Source organism: Klebsiella sp. 10-1, assembly GCF_009758445.1.
Taxonomy (GTDB): Bacteria; Pseudomonadota; Gammaproteobacteria; order Enterobacterales; family Enterobacteriaceae; genus Klebsiella; species Klebsiella scottii.
The window spans coordinates 349,518-367,434 of sequence record NZ_WQRE01000002.1 but is presented as its reverse complement, the minus strand read 5'-3'; the positions used below and the strand labels follow the sequence as shown (position 1 = coordinate 367,434).

General features: G+C 57.7%; 20 protein-coding genes. 6 read left to right on the top strand and 14 right to left on the bottom strand.

Annotated elements, in window-relative coordinates:
- Positions 1–71: 71 nt before the first annotated feature.
- The 11 genes from GO007_RS09820 to GO007_RS09770 form a co-directional block, all read right to left on the bottom strand.
- A complete protein-coding gene (locus tag GO007_RS09820; protein WP_370525541.1) occupies positions 72–1,556 on the bottom strand; it encodes an EAL domain-containing protein in 1,485 nt (494 codons plus the stop codon).
- On the bottom strand, positions 1,543–2,448 hold the full coding sequence (locus GO007_RS09815; protein ID WP_095099037.1) for a fimbrial protein: 906 nt from the start codon (positions 2,446–2,448) through the stop codon (positions 1,543–1,545). Before GO007_RS09815 ends, GO007_RS09820 begins: the two co-directional genes overlap by 14 nt.
- A gap of 17 nt (positions 2,449–2,465) precedes the next feature.
- Positions 2,466–2,969, bottom strand: coding sequence for a type 1 fimbrial minor subunit FimG (gene fimG, locus GO007_RS09810; protein ID WP_095099034.1), 504 nt, complete (start codon positions 2,967–2,969; stop codon positions 2,466–2,468).
- Positions 2,970–2,981: 12 nt separating this feature from the next.
- On the bottom strand, positions 2,982–3,509 hold the full coding sequence (fimF, locus tag GO007_RS09805) for a type 1 fimbrial adaptor subunit FimF (protein WP_095100083.1): 528 nt from the start codon (positions 3,507–3,509) through the stop codon (positions 2,982–2,984).
- Between the two features lie 13 nt (positions 3,510–3,522).
- On the bottom strand, positions 3,523–6,159 hold the full coding sequence (locus tag GO007_RS09800) for a fimbrial biogenesis usher protein (protein ID WP_095099031.1): 2,637 nt from the start codon (positions 6,157–6,159) through the stop codon (positions 3,523–3,525).
- Positions 6,160–6,233: 74 nt separating this feature from the next.
- The gene (locus GO007_RS09795; protein WP_095099028.1) at positions 6,234–6,959 is read right to left on the bottom strand and encodes a fimbria/pilus periplasmic chaperone; all 726 of its coding nucleotides are present in this window, start codon (positions 6,957–6,959) and stop codon (positions 6,234–6,236) included.
- 35 nt (positions 6,960–6,994) lie between these two features.
- Positions 6,995–7,534, bottom strand: a complete 540-nt coding sequence (gene fimI / locus GO007_RS09790) for a type 1 fimbrial minor subunit FimI (RefSeq protein WP_143350157.1) — start codon at positions 7,532–7,534, stop codon at positions 6,995–6,997.
- A 71-nt stretch (positions 7,535–7,605) separates the two neighbouring features.
- Entirely contained in the window at positions 7,606–8,154 is a 549-nt protein-coding gene (gene fimA / locus GO007_RS09785) for a type 1 fimbrial major subunit FimA (protein ID WP_095099025.1), read from the bottom strand.
- A gap of 495 nt (positions 8,155–8,649) precedes the next feature.
- Positions 8,650–9,246 carry a tyrosine-type DNA invertase gene (locus GO007_RS09780; RefSeq protein WP_095099022.1) on the bottom strand — a complete coding sequence of 199 codons (597 nt, stop codon included), beginning with the start codon at positions 9,244–9,246 and terminating at the stop codon, positions 8,650–8,652.
- A 637-nt stretch (positions 9,247–9,883) separates the two neighbouring features.
- Entirely contained in the window at positions 9,884–10,489 is a 606-nt protein-coding gene (locus GO007_RS09775; protein ID WP_095099019.1) for a tyrosine-type DNA invertase, read from the bottom strand.
- A gap of 937 nt (positions 10,490–11,426) precedes the next feature.
- Positions 11,427–12,038 carry a LysE family translocator gene (locus tag GO007_RS09770; RefSeq protein ID WP_095099016.1) on the bottom strand — a complete coding sequence of 204 codons (612 nt, stop codon included), beginning with the start codon at positions 12,036–12,038 and terminating at the stop codon, positions 11,427–11,429.
- Positions 12,039–12,189: 151 nt separating this feature from the next.
- Between GO007_RS09770 and GO007_RS09765 the strand changes: the two genes are divergently transcribed.
- Positions 12,190–12,663, top strand: coding sequence for an Lrp/AsnC family transcriptional regulator (locus GO007_RS09765; RefSeq protein WP_189339848.1), 474 nt, complete (start codon positions 12,190–12,192; stop codon positions 12,661–12,663).
- Here the strand turns inward: GO007_RS09765 and GO007_RS09760 are convergent.
- Complete coding sequence (locus tag GO007_RS09760; RefSeq protein ID WP_370525540.1) at positions 12,602–13,030, bottom strand: MarR family winged helix-turn-helix transcriptional regulator; 429 nt, start codon at positions 13,028–13,030, stop codon at positions 12,602–12,604. The two genes, GO007_RS09765 and GO007_RS09760, sit on opposite strands and share 62 nt — an antisense overlap.
- Positions 13,031–13,150: 120 nt before the next feature.
- Here GO007_RS09760 and GO007_RS09755 point away from each other — a divergent pair, with 120 nt between their 5' ends.
- On the top strand, positions 13,151–14,107 hold the full coding sequence (locus GO007_RS09755) for a nickel/cobalt transporter (RefSeq protein ID WP_095099010.1): 957 nt from the start codon (positions 13,151–13,153) through the stop codon (positions 14,105–14,107).
- Here GO007_RS09755 and GO007_RS09750 read toward each other — a convergent pair.
- Positions 14,104–14,610: a MarR family winged helix-turn-helix transcriptional regulator gene (locus tag GO007_RS09750; RefSeq protein WP_095099007.1), complete on the bottom strand. Its 507-nt coding sequence runs from the start codon at positions 14,608–14,610 to the stop codon at positions 14,104–14,106. The two genes, GO007_RS09755 and GO007_RS09750, sit on opposite strands and share 4 nt — an antisense overlap.
- 81 nt (positions 14,611–14,691) lie before the next feature.
- Here GO007_RS09750 and GO007_RS09745 point away from each other — a divergent pair, with 81 nt between their 5' ends.
- Positions 14,692–15,564 (top strand): EamA family transporter, encoded by an 873-nt coding sequence (locus GO007_RS09745; protein ID WP_095099004.1) that lies wholly within the window; start codon positions 14,692–14,694, stop codon positions 15,562–15,564.
- Positions 15,565–15,659: 95 nt separating this feature from the next.
- Here the strand turns inward: GO007_RS09745 and GO007_RS09740 are convergent, their stop codons facing one another.
- Positions 15,660–15,872, bottom strand: coding sequence for a YdgH/BhsA/McbA-like domain containing protein (locus tag GO007_RS09740; RefSeq protein WP_095099001.1), 213 nt, complete (start codon positions 15,870–15,872; stop codon positions 15,660–15,662).
- Between the two features lie 385 nt (positions 15,873–16,257).
- Between GO007_RS09740 and GO007_RS09735 the strand changes: the two genes are divergently transcribed.
- Genes GO007_RS09735 through GO007_RS09725 form a run of 3 tightly spaced genes read left to right on the top strand, consistent with a single transcriptional unit; the run spans position 16,258 to position 17,674 of the window.
- A complete protein-coding gene (locus GO007_RS09735; protein ID WP_095098998.1) occupies positions 16,258–16,584 on the top strand; it encodes an antibiotic biosynthesis monooxygenase family protein in 327 nt (108 codons plus the stop codon).
- A complete protein-coding gene (locus GO007_RS09730; protein WP_095098995.1) occupies positions 16,577–16,966 on the top strand; it encodes an amino acid-binding protein in 390 nt (129 codons plus the stop codon). The genes GO007_RS09735 and GO007_RS09730 overlap by 8 nt, the downstream gene beginning before the upstream one ends.
- Before the next feature lie 6 nt (positions 16,967–16,972).
- Entirely contained in the window at positions 16,973–17,674 is a 702-nt protein-coding gene (locus tag GO007_RS09725; RefSeq protein ID WP_095098992.1) for an ArsR/SmtB family transcription factor, read from the top strand.
- Positions 17,675–17,917: the final 243 nt, after the last annotated feature.

The window sequence follows — 17,917 nt, the reverse complement described above, 5'->3', positions numbered from 1 at the left end:
CCTGCCGGGATGCAGGAGAGTGGAGGGTGGGAGCTGGCATAAACCGCCGTGATTTCAGTAAGAAGCGCGCGTTACCCGGCAACGGGCGTGGCATATCGCCCCGGTGAAAAGCGTTGAATAAGATCTTCGAGGTTTTCGCGATTGACCGGGGGGGAGATCAGATAGCCCTGAAACCTGTCGATCCCCAGCGCCTTCAGCATATTCAGCTTTTCCAGACTATCCACCCCCTCGGCAATGCAGCGGCTTCCGGTCAGCTGGCAGTAGTAGATCAGGCTTTTTACCAGCGCCAGCGCGTGGGCGTCGTGCTGGAAATCATTCACGATGCTCATGTCGAGCTTGTACTCGCTAAAGCGCACCGCGCGGACCGGAAACATCACGCTGCTTTGTGAAAAGCAGTCGTCGAGCATAATACGAAAGCCCTGCTGCTGTAATTTCACGATATTGTTGCCGATCTTACCCTGACGGTTGAGATCGACGGTTTCGGCAAATTCCAGTACCAGCCTCTCCGCCCAGCGTGGTTCAAGCAGCTGCTGGCGGGCCGCTTCCATCATGCGGATGAGATTGTCATGACCGGCGATGACCGGCGGGACGTTCACCGAGAAGTAGTATTCGCCGCTATGCTGGTTGATCCCCTGTACGGCTTCCCGCAGCGCAAAGGCCGTTAACAGCAGCCACGCATATTCCGCACGCACCTGCGGCAGAAACTCGCCGGGCAGCAGCACATTGCCGTTGCGTCGCCAGCGCGACAGCACCTCGATCCCCTTGAGCATCAGCCGGCCATCGGTAATGGGCTGGAACACCGGAAACACCTGCCGACAGTGGATCGCGTGCACGAACTCGCGCTCAAACGCCGAAAGCGTGGCGAAAGCCTGCGCTTTGTGCCCTTTTGCCTGGCTTCCGGGGAAGCGGGTAGCGAGATGCGGATGATGTTCCACCATCTTTTTCAGTCCTGACAATCTCTGGTTATAAAGGGTTTTATGGCTAACGCCCCGCAGCTCGGCCTGGCGAGTGATGCTGTATCCGCGCAGCCAGTCCAGCGCGGCGTTGAATTCGGGTTTGCTCAGGCCCGTCGGGGGAATGCCGCGCGCGGCCGCCTCTTCACAGGCCAGCGTCTCCAGCGAAGGGTAGTCCGGCGCAGCCTGGCCCAGCAGCGAGGCCAGCTGCCGGCAGGGCAGGTCGGAGGCGACGGTTTTGACGGCGGCAAGGCGGCGCCGGCTGCCCACCAGATACAGCAGCGTTTGCCACAGCCAGCCGGCGGGGCTGCGGCTGAGGATCAGCATCGGCAGCGCGCTGGCGCTACGGTCGAGCAGCAACGCTGCCTGGCGCAGGGTAAACAGCAGCCAGAAGGGATCGTCGGGCAGAAACACCACGATCCGTCTGATGGTCGCCGGGTCGGGAAGCGACGGCGCGTCATGAGCCTGAGGAGATAAAAACGTTGGCCGCCGCCCTCCCGCGCCGAGCATCGAAGACAGTCCTTCCGCGGCCATCGAACACGGCGAGAGGATGCAGTCCACCGCTGGGGCGGGCAGCGGGATCGGCGCCTTACTGGTAGACAAACGTCACCCCAATAATTGACTGCACGTTGCCGGCGGTGACCTGCCCGCTGGTGCGCGCATACTCTGCCGTCAGCCCAAGGCTAACCGGCGACGTTCCGACCGTACCCAGCGATACCGGGCTGTTGGCGGCCACCGCCGTACCGCCGCGGGTTAGCTGCACGCCGATCCCCTGCGCCGGCGAGGCGGAGGCGGTATTGGTGAAAATCGCGTTGCCGGAGCCGGTGGTGGTGCCCGACAGGTAGTAGCCCAGCGACTGGTTCTGCGCGCAGTGCACCGTCAGCGGGACGGCCATCGAGCCGGGATAGTCCGGCAGCGTCACCGTCACGTCGCGGGCGGAGACGTCGCAGCCGCCGGTCGGGACCACCACGTCGTTATTGGCATAAATGTTCCAGACGAACTGGTAGGAATCGCTGTTGTAGTTGTTGGTCTGATGGAGGATCAGCACGGCGATAAGCGAGCCGGAGGTAATGGCGATCCCGCCGGCGGTGCTGACCGGCGTCAGGTAGAGCACGGCTGGCCACGGCTTATCGGTGGTCGAGTCGTAAATCACCCGCGAGGTTTCCGTGGTGGTCGGGAACGGATAAGAGCTGCCGTTGTATTTTACGGTACCGGAGAAGCTCGATAGCACGCCGCCGTAGGCGGAGCCGCGCTGCAGGGTCACGTAGTCGGTGATGGTCTGCGGATAGTCGTTATGGCAGAAAATCTGCGTCGACAGATCGACCACCAGGTTTTGCCCGACGCTCACCGCGGGAGAGAGATTCACGTAGACGTTGGCGCTGCCGCCGCCGATGGGGATCGTTTGTCCGCTGGCGGTTTTACAGGCGAAGGACCAGGCGTTGATCGACCAGCCCATCATCGCCAGCGCGGCCAGCAGGGTGACTATTTTTTTCATAAACGTACTCTCCTGATTCAGGCGTAGGTGTAGGTGACGTTAATCACCGCCTGAATGGTTCCCTGGGTGGCGCCGCCGTTTACCGTCAGCGCTCTGACCTGCAGCGGGAAATGGGCGGACTGGGTGGCGTCATCGACCTGCACCGATTTATTGGCGCCGTTGTTCAGCGTGGTGCCGCCGCTGTCCTGCAGCTCAAGCTGGATATTGCCGGCGGTGCCCTGGTTTTTGTAATAGCCTGTGCCGTCCGCGGTGCCGCTGAAGGTGGCGACCACCCGCGAGGTGCCCACCGGGCAGTTGCTTAAATCGAGTGCCACGCTGTGCCAGGCCGAAGCGGCCCCCGCTGAGACCAGGCTGAAGGTGTAGAGATCGCCGAGGTCGACGGTGGCGTTCGTGGTCGACACCGTGCACGGTTTTGCCACCACCTTGCCGTTAACGGTGATGGTGACGTCGGCGGCCTGTAGCGAGAAGGCCGCCATGAGCAGCGCTCCGGCCACCAGCCATCCTGGGTGAGTCCATTTCATCTCAGCCTCCGGTTACTGAAATTCCAGCGTAAAGGTCGCTGTGGCATTAACGTGCCCGGCGGTGACCGGGACCTGGGTCGCCATCAGGCGGGCGTAAAAGTTCAGGATATTGGTCTGCCCTGGCGTCAGGGTGGTCCAGGCTATCGCCGAGGAAGCGGCGTTCAGCGGCAGCATCGCCTGCTGAGTATCGAGGATCTGCACTCCCATCCCCGCCGCGGCCGACGCGCCGCTGTCCAGCTTTAACAGGCTGGTGTTGTTGTTATCCGCCACCCCGGTGAAGCCAACCTTTACCGCGGTAACCGAACTGCCGCAGGGCGACAGGACGATGCGAAACGGCACCACGGGAGTGGTTGCGCCGACGGCATGAAACTGTTTGGCGGCGTTATCCAGCAGATCGACGGTAAAATCCTTTGATTCTCCCGCCACCGCGCAGGCGTTATCCCGAACATAGCCGCTGATGGAGATCGTGCTGTCGGCGGCGAAAGCGTTGGCCACGGCAAGCGACAGCACGGCCATCAGCAAATAGAGCGATTTTGTCATCATGATCCTTTCCTTAGCGGCACACGGCAGATAGCTGGCTGAGCGCCTGCTGCTGGCTCTCCGGCGGCAGGCGATAATCGGCCACGCAGCCGGCATCCGGCCCGTCTCCCCACTTCACCTGTACCTGACCGGCCAGCGGCATCCCGCTCAGGTAGACCTGCCCGTTATCGGCGACAATGCTGCCGCTCTGATTACTCGCCGAGGTCACCATGGCGCCGAACGGCACCGGCTTGCCGTTGCGGGTGAGGGTCATCAGCAGCTTCATCCCGACGTGGGCCTTGAAGTCGGCGCGCACGATCGCGCCATGCGTTGGCACCACGCTGACCACGGCGTCGTCAAGATCGACGTTGTCGGCGAGGGTGTTGGTATCCAGCGCGATCCGGTTCTCCCTGTACTCGGTGGCGTAAGGCAGCACCGCATAGCCGCGCCAGTCGGTGCGCACGCCGGTCTGGTTTTCCACCTTCACTTTTTCCGCGCCGGGCGCTTTGATAAGGACCACCGTGTCGTTCAGCGGCTGGCTTAAGGTCACGCCGTTGGCATGGGCCAGCACGCCGCCGCTGACGCCGTAGTAGAGCTGCTTAAAGCCGTCGCTGCGGCTGTAGCCCACGTTGGCGTTGCCGTAGCCGCCGCGGTAGTTCAGCGCGGTATAGCCCGTGCCGCCGCTGTTGCCGGCGCCGCCTCCGGCATAGCCGGTCTGCACGCTGTAGCTGAGGTTGTTATCCTCCAGCAGCGTGCCGTAGAGCCCGGCGAGGTTGGTCATCCGGCCATCGAGATCGTGCGACATGCTGTAGCTGGCGCTGGCGTGGCGCCACGCTGATTTGCTGTCCGAGCGCAGCCAGTGGCTGAACGGAATGTTGACGTTGACCGCCAGCATCTGGTCGCGCCCCTGCTGCCAGGCGTTTTTGGTCAGGCTGTAGCTCAGCGTCCAGTTGATATCGTCCACCGCGGCGTTCAGCCCGGCCTGCAGCTGCTGGTCCGCTTTGCCGGTTGACCAGTAGGTCTGGTGGCTGCCGCTCAGGTAGAGCGTGGCGGTGCGTCCCAGCTGCTGGGTGACGCTGACCTGCACCTTGCCGCGCTTGCTGTAGGCGAGGTTGTAGTAGTCGGTGAATTTGGGCTTCACCTGGATAACGCCGTCCTGGGTCTCGACGTCGTAGCCGCTCATCCGGCTATAGGTGGTATCGGCAAAGCTGTAATAGCCCCGCGTGGAGTAGCGGTAGCCGACCAGCTGAATATTGGTGCCGATTTCGTTAAGCGATTTGTTATAGAGAAAACGCAGCGACTGCCCCTGATGCTTGCTGTCGTCCGGCAGGGTGGCGTTTGCCTGGGTCACGTCCAGCGACACGGCGCCGAACTCGCCCATGTTTTTACCTACGCCGAGGTTAAAGGCGCGGTAGCGGTCGGCCAGCTGGGAGCCGCCGTACAGCGTCCAGCCCGCCGCCAGGCCGTGCAGCAGCGTCCCCTGGAAGAATTTCGGCTTCTCCTGCTGGTCGTTGCCGCTGCGATATTCCCCCGCCGTCAGGGCGAAGCGCGAATGGCCCTCGCGCTGCAGCACCGGCACCGTTGACCACGGCACGGTAAAGACCTGGCGGGTGCCGTCGGTCTCTTTGATGGTGACCTGCAGATCGCCACCGTTACCTGCGGCATAGAGGTCGTTGATGGTGAACGGCCCGGGCGGCACCGTGCTCTGATAGATCTCGTAGCCGTTTTGCCTGATCGAGACCTGCGCCGTCCCGCGGGCAATCCCGTGAATGACCGGGGCGAAACCTTTCTGGCTGTCCGGCAGCATATTGTCGTCAGAGGCCAGCTGGGCGCCGCGGAAGTTGATGCCGTCGAACACGTCGCCGTTGGTATAGCTGTCGCCGAGCGTCAGGCGCGAGCGAAGGGGGACAATATCCCGCTCCAGCCAGCTGTTAACGTGCTGCCACTTATTCTCGTTGCTCGATGAGCTGCCGCCGCTGCTGTAGCTCCAGGTGGTGTTATCGCGCAGGCGCCAGGCGCCGAGGTTGAGGCCGCTTTGCAGATTCAGGTAGGCATAGCTGCTGCTGCCGCCAATATCGTTGTGCACGTTGTTGCCGGTAAAGTTGTAGTTCAGCAGCCCGGCGTTAATTCCGTCATCCCAGAGCTCAGGGGGAATATAGCCGCGCGCGCGGTTGCCCATAAAGGCCTGGGGAACGGTCAGGTACAGGCGCTGCTGGCCGACGTCGAAGCGGCTGGTGGACTCTTTGATCATGGTGGTCAGCGGTACGCAGGCATCGGCGGCCAGCGCATCCATTCCCGCCACGGCGGGAGTATTGACGCCCATACTCGCCAGCTGTCCGCGGGTCAAACAGGGCGCCAGCCGATGATCCTCTTCCCCGGCCTTAAAGGTCACGTCGCGGGTGGTCATAAAGCCGTTGTTCAGGTAGATATCGACCCGATAGGTGCCGGGCGGTACCTCCTGTCCCTTTTCGAAACTGGAGAGGTCCGCTACCGCCGCCGGATCGTCAGCCAAAAAACGCGGGTTAAAATAGAGTTCCGCCCGCGCGGCAAAGGCCTGCGTGGCAAGCGCAAGCAGCAGCGGGAACTGCACCAGCCGTCGTGCAAAAAGCGGGGCATGACGCCGGGCGCGAGGAGAAACCAAACGGTTCGGTCCATATTTCAGATGTGACATAATCCCTCCGGTCCGAAGTCGCCCGGCAGTCAGTTCTTATTATATTTCAGGGGATAACGCTGGTTTCCCCGTAGCTATTGCGCGACGCCCTTCATCCGCGGGGTCAGCGCGCCGTAGTCGTTAATCGTCCGCCAGGAGATCTCGCTGCCGGCGTCCGGCGGCAGCTTCACCGAGGCTTCGCCCATCGGCGGAACCAGCGCGTTTTCCAGCACCCGGGTTCCGGCGTTGAGTTCGGTCACCGTCAGGTAGTAGGGAGTAGGGTTAATCAGCGTGAGGGTGTTCGCACTGCGGCGAAAGCGCAGCTTATCCGTCGCCTGGTCCGGCGAGAGCGCCAGCTTAGCCGGGCGATAGTAGAGCTTGATGCGGCTGATAATCGCCAGCTGCAGGGTATTGTCGCTGAGCTTCGATTTATCCATCGACGGGATCGCCTTAACGTTCATCCAGAACAGGCTTTCGCGATCCTGCGGCAGCTGATTGTTGGTGGCGTCGATGATCCGCAGGGTGTTCTCTTTTTTACCCTGCATGGCGAACAGCGGCGGGGTGATCACAAAGCGTCCGTCCTTCTGACCGTCGGCATTTTCTACCCACGACTGAATCAGATAGGTGCTGTTGTCATCGTTATTGGTTACCGCCAGCTGGACCTGCTTTTGCCCGGCAGGATAGATAACCCGGGTGGCTCCCAGCGCCACGCCCGCATCGGCATAGGTGCTAAACCCGCCGGTGGCTATCATCAACAATCCCGCTAACAGGCTGCGCGTTATCCCCAGTCTCTTTCTCACGTTTTCCCCTTTTATACTCACCGTTGTTTCCCGTATCCGGTATGCCTGCTGGCTGGTTACTGATAGGTCAGCGAAAACCAGGCCTGAGCATTTGCGGCTCCGCCGGTCACCTGACGTCCGGTCGCCCGATATTTGGCGACAAAATGTAGCGTGGTTGGTCCCGTATACAGCTGTGACCAGGTCGTTGGTGGGCTATTAAGCGGGATCAGATGGTCCTGGCTGTCAAACAGCGCGACGCCGACGCCGGTAGCGATCCCTGGGCCTTCGCCCACCGAGAGCACGTCCGGATTTTTGCCATCAGCAACGCCGTGAAACGTCATTCCCACCCGCTGGCTGACCGCGGTGCTGCAATCCTGTAAATGGATCGCGAAAGGGACGGGGTCAGTATCTTCTCCTGCTGAATGAAACCGATTGCTGCTGATTTGCCCCATATTGACCGTCAACTGCCGATCCCCTGCTTCAACGCGGCAGGATTCGGCGATAATGACGCCCTGGAAACGCATGTTGCCGCCGGGCAGGGTTACGTTCCACTGGTTACCGGCCAGCGCCAGCGGCGGCAGCAAAAAGATCAACAGACCTGATTTCATTCCTTGCATCGTGATTACCCCAGTCCTGTATGGATAACGGGCCATCCTGGCCCGACGAGCATCCGTGCGTGATGTGTCAATTACTCGTACTGAACTTTGAAGGTCGCGTCGGCGTTAGCGGTACCGGCAGTTGCCGCGCCGGTTGCATAGTAGCGAGCCTGGAATGGAATGATGTTGGTGCCATCATTCAGCGTGGTGGCGGCACCGAAAGTTGCGCCGTCAAGCGCCAGCGCGGTGCCGGTGCTGTCGAGGATCTGTACGCCGACGTTAGTTGCGCCGCCGGCTGCAGAGTTTTGCAGCGCCAGTACGGTAGTGTTGGTGCTATCGACCGCCGTGCCGGAGAAGGCGACGGATGCTTTAGTTGCAACGCTGGTATCACAGTCATCCAGCTGGATGTTGAAACCAACGGCGGAGCTGGTGCTGCCCGCGGTAGCGAGTTTGGCTGAACGCACCTGGCCCAGCTGTACGGTTTGATCGATAGAGCCGGCGTCTACTGCACAGGCTGCGTTGACCACTTCCCCTTTAAAGTGCACCGTCCCGCCGTTTACCGTGGTGGTATCGGCCAAAGCCGCCGCGGAGCTCAGGGACAGGGCTGACAGAACAACGATTGCCAGTGTTTTGATTTTCATGTTGTTTTCCTTTAAACAATGTCGATATTACGAACCGAAATTGGCAGTCTTTGTGCCTTCCAGGCATTCCATATGTCAGCCGAATGGTCCGACTGCCGGCTCTGCTCAGTTTTTGCCCCAACGATGAGTCAATTGGGGCCATTTTGACTCATTGGACTAAAATGCTTAAAGTGTGGATTATTCAGTGTTTATTTGGTTTTTAAGGCCTTTTGTTTTCTATTTTGTGGTTTTTTATGCTGTATTTTTATTTTTGGTAGCGTAGGCAGAGCGGCTGAGTCAGCGGAGAGGACAAGGCAGAGTTACGAATGGTATGGAAATGAAAGTAAATAAATGTCGGGGTAAAAAGTGTTCTTAATCAATTAGATATTTATTATTTTTGGAAATATATGCACTTGCCAGTTGCAAAAGATTACAAAACATTTTTATGATATAAACAGTTTGGCCCCAATTGACCTGTTCATTCACGAAATTTATCTTATTTATCAAAGTAATAATTTATTTCTTCTGCTCAGGGACGCTTTTATCCAGCAAATTATTTCTTTCCCATAATCCGGCAAAACGTGCGGCATTGCTGGCGGTATAGCGCACCGTATGGCGAATATTTCGATGTCCCAGATAATCCTGAATCAAACGCGTATCTGTCCCTCTTTCGGCGAGCTCATAGCCGCAGGCGTGACGCAGCATGTGCGGGTGGGTGTGGGTCGCGGTTCCGGCCTCTTCGCCGGCGCTGCGGATAATACGATACGCCTGCTGCCGCGAGAGCTGGGTGCCGCGGCGGGAGATAAAAATAGCGTCGCTTGTTTGCGCGGCCTTCCAGCCGGCGCGGACCTGAGTCCAGCGCTCAATCGCCTCCAGCTCGTCAAAGCGCAGCGGGTGGATGGTTGAAAATCCGTTCTTCAGCCGGCGGACGTTGATGCGCCCCTCGCTGAGGTCAAGATCGCGGTAGTGCAGGTTGAGTAATTCACTGATTCGCATGCCGTGGCGAAACGCCAGCAGAATAAGACAATAATCACGTTCGCCGGTTGGTCCGTGCCGTACGGCCAGCATCATAGCCTGAACTTCTTTGGCGGTAAGAAAACGACGTCGATTCACAATACATTGCTCCTGTATTTAATTTACACGAAGGCCTCAGCCTGAAAAAATGTTCAGGCTGATTAAAAAATAATCCGCGATGTTAAAACCGTATTATATGAAGGTATTTAAGTTCAAATAGGCGATCACATTACATTTACACATAGCCAAAATATCGCCACGCGATAATTCTTATTTTTATGGATTTTATTCAATACCACAATAGAGTCGCCGGTAATCGTTGCCAGGTCCATAAAATCAAAAGGGAAAAAGATATTGGTGGCGATATTATAGATGAAAAATAGCGCTGAATGGTTTCGAAGCTATCCCGTCAGGCTATTTATTTGCCACGTCCTGCAGGGCGCTCCAATGGGTAAACGTGGCGAATAATCCTTACGTACCAGGCGTACGCTCCGGCTGCTCCGCGCTGTCGGTGTCCAGACTGACTGCGGCAATTACGTCCGGCGGGGCAGGTTCCTGGTCTGGTTATAAATAGCGAATGGATATCCGGAATATATACAGGGATATCGCTATTTGATTCTTTGCTGAGTAAATAAGAACTTGCGGGAACATTAATCTCAATTAACGCATGGTTAATATTTATTAATGTTTCCCCGCTTACTGCTCGTGACAACGCCTTCCCTGGCGTCAGGTAAGATTACTGGATAAGGCTAATACGCCGCTTCTCTTTGGCGTTGTCCCAGATACCGTAAAAGCGGCCGGCGTTACTGGCGGTGTACCAGACGGTATGGCGGATATTTCGATGTCCGAGATAGTCCTGGATTAATCGCGTATCTATCCCCATGTTGGCTAACGCGAATCCACAGGAGTGGCGGAGCATGTGCGGATGTATTTCCAACGACAGCCCGGCATGGCCTCCGGATGAAGAAATAATTTGGTAAAACTGCTGGCGTGAGAGGGGATTGCCTTTACGTGACAAAAATAGCCACTCGCTGTCGCTATCGGGATAGCCGGTACGGATATCCAGCCAGTTTTTTAATGCCTGAATCTCTTTATTTAGTAACGGGTGGGTAGTAGAGAATCCTTTTTTCAGACGATGAATATAAATACATTTTGAACGGAGATCGATATCGGATATTTGCAGGCGGCATATTTCACTGGCGCGCAGACCATGAATAAAACACAATAATGTCAGGCAGTAGTTACGCGCGGCGTGCACTCCTGTATTGGCAGCTTTCAACAGCGACTCTATTTCGGCTTGAGTCAGGAAGTTCCTTTTTTTGATATCGGTGTTATTTTTCATTATCATCCCTTTTAATTGCAGGCATACATTACGTTCTGGCCATCGTCAGCAGGCCAGCTTTTACATCCGACTGTAATTTGTAATCGTTAACTCTACCTCTCCGCGGTACTTTCAGGGGAGCAGGAAAAGTATTCCAGCATATATTACTGCCGGCAGGTCATTATGTTTGAGATAATGAATGAAACATAAAGATCCCCGCAGTTGAGGAGCGGTGGCTTCATAAAGAGTGACGGATGGTTTTTTATCTTGTTGAAAGAATACGGTTTTCCTGGGGGCTTCAACGTCCGGTTCATCCTGCTTTTCTCCTGATTATGCGCTCCGTAAATATAGAGGCATAGGCTATGGGTCTGGAGCTTTCCTGACTCATAGTACTGTAATAATTAAACTCCCGGCGGGCTCGCCATCATTCCCTGACGGAGGGTTCTGGCCGCGTACCGCAGATGAATATTGCGTAAATGTCCCGCAGCTTGCGAAGAACGATATGCACGCCGGATAGCATTCACTGCATCACTACAACAGCGGTTAAACCATACTGCAAAATTCAGGCGGAGAATAGTAATAATAAGTAAAGCGATATGTGTGGCGCCAGCGATCAATTATTAACGCGGCGGTGAGGGCGAAATCTCCCCGGCGCCGCTGAACCAGCTGAACGCCTTGTTTACGGGGGTTTGGAGTCTTTTGGAGCTATCTGGAATTTTCGGTGCCGGTGTTTTTTACGCCTGAATAAGCAGGCTAATTTTATCGGGTTTTTTGACGCTATTATTATTTGCGTCTGAAGCGATCTTTTTGATCCGCGCCGGAGGGTATTCCACGAGGCGGAATCCACGCCGGGAAGCTGACCAAAATAGTGCTGGCCGCTGCGCCATAAATTTACGCAGCGGCGTCAGGGATTAAACGATCAGGACGATATTCCTGCCTTTGCGCCCGTACGGCGGCATTATCCGAGCTGCTCGTAGAATAATAACAGAGCAATTATCACCATGATGATGCCTGAAAGTATGCTGACTCTTTGCGCCATCTGGGGTCGGGTGCCTAATACCGTTTTCGATCCATAGCCGACCAGTAAATAGATAAACGTGCAGGTTATCAGGTGCAGGCAGCCAAGTGCCGACATCTGCATCGCCACCGACCAGCTGCCTTGCGGATCGGTAAACTGCGGCAGCAGGGCGAGGAATAAAAGAAAGACTTTTGGATTCAGGCCGCTAATGCAAAGTCCTTTTATTGCCCAGCCTTGCCAGCTATCCGCCCGCTGCTCTGCGGCCGACGGCGCCGACGGATGGCGCAAAATGGCGATACCGAGCCACAGCAGATAGGCCGCGCCGAACAGCGTGATGGTCGACAGCGCCAGCGGATGCCCGGCGATCAGCACCCCAACGCCGGCGACCACCGCGAGGGTTGCCAGCAGATGCCCGGACATCAGTCCTGCTACGGCAGGAACCACCCGTCGCCCGTGAATACCGGCGCTGATAGCGTAGGCCCAGTCGGCCCCTGGCGTGATAATCAGCAGAAAAGAGACCAGCCAGAAGCTCGCGATAAAACTCATTTCCATAGTGAGCGGTCCCCACCGTGGTTTGGTGCATTTTGCATGGCTATTGCGCTCAAACTCTTGCGAAAAGTTAACAGCAAGAATATCGGGAATGATGCGCAATGAGCTTTCAATGTTATGCTTAAAACACCCTTTAAAAGTGAAAATCTTCCAAATGGACAGCATAGATCGAAAAATTCTTGCCGAACTGCAGGCCGATGGCCGCCTCTCGATAACTGAACTGGCGGAGCGGGTCAATCTCAGCCTCTCGCCGTGCCATCGACGGCTGCGCGCGCTGGAGCAGGACGGTACTATCACCGGCTATCGCGCCAGCCTCGACCCGGTAAAAATGGGCTTTAACTTTACGGCGATCGTCTTTGCAACCTTAAAAGAGGGGGACAGGCGAGCGGTGAGCGCCTTTGAAGAGGCGGTTGAAGAGATCCCGCAGATCGTGCTGGCGCAGCGCCTGTTTGGCGATCCGGATTATTTGATGCACGTGGTGACCCGCGATCTTCCGGCGTTTCAAAAACTGTATGACGACAAGCTATCCGCGATGCCCGGCGTTCAGCACCTGCGATCGACGCTGGTCATGAAAACCGTGGTGCAGGATCGTCCGTTTCCGCTGGAGAGCCTGAATCCGTCGCGATAGCGCCGCTGAAGGCGCGGTGAGTGAGGGGATAGGGGGATTCTACGTGTGATGAACGGCCGCGCCCGTCGCTGGCGCTGACGTGGGTGGTCAGCAGGCCATCGTCGCGCAGGCGGCAGACAATTTTGGTGACGGTGGGCATTTTGCTGACGGCGTATTCAGTGATGCGGGAGATGCTGGCCCGGTGGTACTGATGAACCAGCATCAGCACCTGAAAGCGGGAGAGGTCGATGTCGATTTTTTTTAATTCGACTTCCATCTGCCGGGTATACTTTGCATAGACGTTGACCACCCAGAAAAAGGGGAGCTCTTCTTTATGGAAGCGGCTTTCGTGGCTGTCTGGGCGCTCAGAAGCGGTATGGTGTTCCACAAGCATCTCCTTGCCTGACGACGATAGATTGGGCTGATGTTATGCGTATTTAGCGGGCTGGCGGAGGAGGAACGTAGTCCGCCCGGCGGTCAATTCAGATCCACTTAATGGCGAAAAATGATGACAACTCGCATTCTCGCGCGTGACTGGCGCCTGCTGTCGCTGGGCTTGCCTGCGCTGGCGTTATTGTCGTGCGGATGGGGGCTCCATGCGCACTGGGGCGCATTTATTCAGTGGTGCCTGGCAACGCAGATCGCGCTACACCGCTATCTGGTGATGTATCTTTTGCAGCTCAACAACCATCAATATAGCGGCGGAGTATGGCTGCTGGGCGGGGCGTTCCTCTACGGCGTGCTGCATGCCGTGGGGCCGGGGCACGGAAAATTTATCGTTACCACCTATCTCAGCACTAATCAGGAGGGCCTGCTGGCGGCGCGGGCGGTGCCGTTTCTCGGCAGCCTGATGCAGGGCGTGTGCGCCATCCTGTTTGTTTTTATTCTGGCGGTAGGGCTGAATCTTGCCTCCGGCGATCTCAGCGCCAGCCGCTGGTACGTGGAAAAAATCAGCGCGCTGATGGTCGGTGCCTTCGGTGCATTTATTATTTATCAAACGCTAAGAAACCTACGGCCGCGAAAAATAGCGATCGGCACGCTGACCCCTCTGCGCGACCATAGTCCGAACTGCGGCTGCGGCCACCACGGCGTCGGGCGCGAGCTGGCGCAGGTGGACTGGAAAACCCGTCTCGGGGTGGTGCTGGCGATAGGCGCGAGGCCCTGCAGCGGGGCGATTATGATCCTGCTGTTTGCCAACGCGCTGGGGATCGTTAGCTGGGGGATTGCCGCGGTGATGGCCATGTCGCTGGGGACGGCCCTGTCGATCCTCGGCCTGTCGCTGGCGGTACGCTACGCGCGCGAACGGGCGGTCAGCCTGTTTGCCGGTAACGGCGGTCGCCTGAAGCTGCTGGTTCCGGCGGTGAAGATTGCCGGCGGCATCATTCTGATTCTGTTTGCCTGCGTGCTGTTCCTGACGGTGATCCCGATTAGCGCCAACGGCGACTATATCGCCGCCGGCTGCTAATTCTCTTCCAGCAGGCGCATCAGGACCGTCAGCGCGTCATTCAGCCGCTGGCGCTGTTCTGCAGAGAGTCCCGCCAGCAGCTGGCGTTCGTTTTCGACGTGCGTTTCGACCGCGCGATCGATTCGCTCCCGCCCCTCTGGCGTCAGGGCCACCAGCATGCTTCGCGCGTCCTGCGGATTCGCTAAGCGGTGTATGAATCCCCGTTTTTCCAGCGCTTTCAGACGGTGGGTCATGGTGCCGGAGGTGATCATCAGCGTTGAAAAAAGCTGGGTCGGCGAAAGGGTAAACGGTTCTCCCGCCCGGCGCAGGGTCGCCAGCATGTCAAATTCCCAGCGCACCAGATCGTGCTGGATAAACGCCGCTTCGACGCGCGGTTCCAGCAGCATGGCGCAGCGCTTCAGGCGGCCAATCGGCCCCATCGGGCTACAGTCAAGATCGGGACGTTCCCGCTTCCACTGTTCAAGAATTCGATCTACGGCGTCTGCCTGAGGTGATTTGTCCATTCGTGCCCACTTACCTTGATATCAAGATATCTATCGATACATACTTTGCTGACTAATTTACCTTGATGTGAAGATAAAATCATGACCTTTCTCTCGCGCTCGCCCGTTTTTGACCTGCTGTTGACCGCCCTGGCTCCGGCTATCTGGGGGACGACCTATATCGTGACCTCGCAGCTATTACCGGCGGACAGGCCGTTTATCGCGGCGCTGCTGCGGGTGCTCCCGGCGGGGATCGCCCTGTTAATCTGGTGCCGCCGCTTTCCTCTTCGCGATGAGTGGTGGAAGCTGATCGTCACCGGGATCCTCAATATTGGCGCATTCCAGGCGCTGCTGTTTATTGCCGCCTATCGCTTACCCGGCGGGCTGGCGGCGGTGATCGGCGCCATTCAGCCGCTGCTGGTGATGCTGCTGGCCTGGTCCGTGGACAGGCAGCGATCGCCGTGGATGGCGGTTGCTTCGGCCTGTACCGGTATTATCGGCATGGCGCTGCTGCTGCTTTCTCCGCAGACGGTGCTGGAGCCGCTGGGCATTGGCGCGGCGTTTTTAGGGGCGCTAAGCATGGCGCTGGGCACCTGGCTCTCCCGACGCTGGGCGATATCGCTCCCGGTGGTGGCGCTGACGGGCTGGCAGCTGCTGATTGGCGGTATAGTGCTGGCGCCGATTGCGCTGCTGGTCGATCCTCCTTTACAGCAGGTGACCCTGACCCAGGCGGCGGGCTATCTGTGGCTGTGCGTGGCGGGGGCGATGCTGGCGTACGGTCTGTGGTTCCGCGGGATTAGCCGCCTCTCGCCGGTGGCCGTATCGGCGCTGAGCCTGCTCAGTCCGGTTACCGCGGTGCTGCTGGGCTGGATTGTTCTCGGACAGAAGATTCAGGGGCTGGCGCTGGTGGGGCTGATCGTGGTGCTGCTCAGCGTGCTGTCGATTCAGCGCGCGCTAACAAAAAAGGCCCCATAAAGGGGCCCGACATTGCTGCATGGTTATTGCGCGGCGGGAGCCAAACGGGCCGCCTTCAGGCGACCAGTCCGGCAGCTCCCTCTGCAACCATTCTCTTATTTGGACAGCTCGGCGGTCATATGAACCTGGTTACCGGTATAGGCTTCGGTAATGTGGTAAGACGCGCCCTGATCTTTAGCGATGGTCGCGATTTTAGCTTCCGCGTTGTCCAGAGTATCTGCGGTCACGCTGACCGGGTGCTGAGCGAAGCTAGCAAAAGAAACCAGGGACAGCATACCGGCGGCGGCAAGTAATTTTACGTTTTTCATGGTGTTTTTCCTTTTAACTTTTCAGGTGGAAAGCGCTGTGCTTTCGATGGGTTTATAATAAGCTTGCTAACTATAACGTGCGTTGCAAAAAGTGCGATTTAGATCACACTTTTGTGCCATTAAGATGACGGTGAGGTGACGTTTTAATTTTACTTAATCAATAAAAACAGCAGGTTGTTGAAATTCTCTGTGATTTATTGCTCAGGCGAAATAAACGCCGACGGCGCTGAGATTTTTCTTCCCCAGGGCCTTAGCTATTGTTTTGGTGAATGCATTGGCGGTTTTTTGACCCGTTCGGCGCAGGGAATACTTCGCCCGGCGGCGAAGCATTGGGGGCGCGGGAGGCATAGAGTGGCGGCACCGCTGAATAAATAAGGATGACACAATGATTGCCGTACTCTTTGAAGCCGAGGTTGCGCCAGCAGGCCAGGCGCGTTACCTGGAGCTCGCGGCGGAGCTTAAGCCGCTGCTCAGCACCATCGATGGTTTTATCAGCATTGAGCGTTTTCAGAGCCTGACGACGCCGGGGAAGATCCTGTCGCTTTCCTGGTGGCGCGATGAGCAGGCGGTGCTGGCCTGGAAAAATAACCTCGCCCATCGGGAGGCCCAGCAGGAGGGAAAAACGAATATCTTTGCCGCCTATCAGATTCGCATTGCCCGGCTGATCCGCGAATACGGCGCGGAAAAAGGCGAGGATCGCGGCCATGTATGATATTTATGTGATTCTGCCAAATCGGCCGGGAGCGCTGGCGCTGCTCGGGCAAACCCTCGGCAGCGGCGGCGTGGGCCTGGAGGGCGGGGGCGTTTTCACCGTGAACGACCAGTGCCATGCCCATTTTCTGGTAGCCGATGGCGCGCGCGCCAGAGCGGTGCTGGAACAGGCCGGGATCCCGGTGATGGCGGTCACTCAGCCGCTCATTCGCCGGCTGAAGCAGGAGCAGCCGGGAGAGCTGGGGGCTATCGCCCGCGCGCTGGCCGGGCAGGGGGTTAATATTTTGACCCAGTACAGCGACCATGATAATCGCCTGATTCTGGTTACCGATAATTTCCCGCTGGCGCAGGAGGCGACGCGCCGCTGGGCCACTAACGCGTGAGGCATTATGCTCAAACCTGCCGCAGTCATTACCGATGATGAGTCGTTGGCCGTCGCCGTGGCGGCGATAGCTTCCGCCATGGCCGATAGCTCGCGGGTAAAGATGCTTTGCGCCCTGATGGACGGCCGGGCCTGGACGGCTACGGAGCTTTCCACGGCGGCGGACATTTCCGCCTCTACTGCCAGCGCGCACCTGAGCCGCCTGGTGAACAGCCGCCTGCTGGTTTGCCTGGCGCAGGGGAGGCACCGTTACTACCGGCTGGCGGGCGCGGACGTCGCCGGCCTGGTGGAGAATATGATGACTATGGCCGGGAAGGGCGCGCTGACGCTGACGACCCGGACGCCGGTTAATTTACGCCGGGCCAGGACCTGTTACGATCACCTCGCCGGCGAGCTGGCGGTGGGCATTTATCACTTTTTACTGCGCGAGGCCTGGATTACGCCCGACGGTTCGGCGGTGACGCCGGCAGGCGAAGCGCACTTTTCCCGTCTTGGGATCGTATTAACCGGCGATAGCCGACGCAAAGCGTGCTGCGCCTGCCTGGACTGGAGCGAAAGGCGCTTTCATGCCGGCGGGAGCGTCGGCGCCGCAATACTACGGCATGGTCAGCAGAAGGGCTGGTTTGTTCTGACGCCGGGCTTTCGCGAGGTTTCCGTTAGCGAGGAAGGACAGCGCGCCCTGGCCCGGCACTTCCAGCTGCAGCTGTAGGGCCAGCGGGCGCCGGGCGCGGCCGTCACCTCAGCGCGGCGGCAGAACGTTTTGTATTGGATTTTGCGTCACCCTATCATCGCTATTATTCAGATTGTTCCCGATGGTCATCAAATAGCAATATTTGTCATTATATTTCCCCCCCACAGATATATCCTTTGCGCCTTATCCTTGCTGAAGTAAATAACAAACACATCGTTTTTGATTATTGTTTATGGATAATTAATAGGTGATGGCTATCGT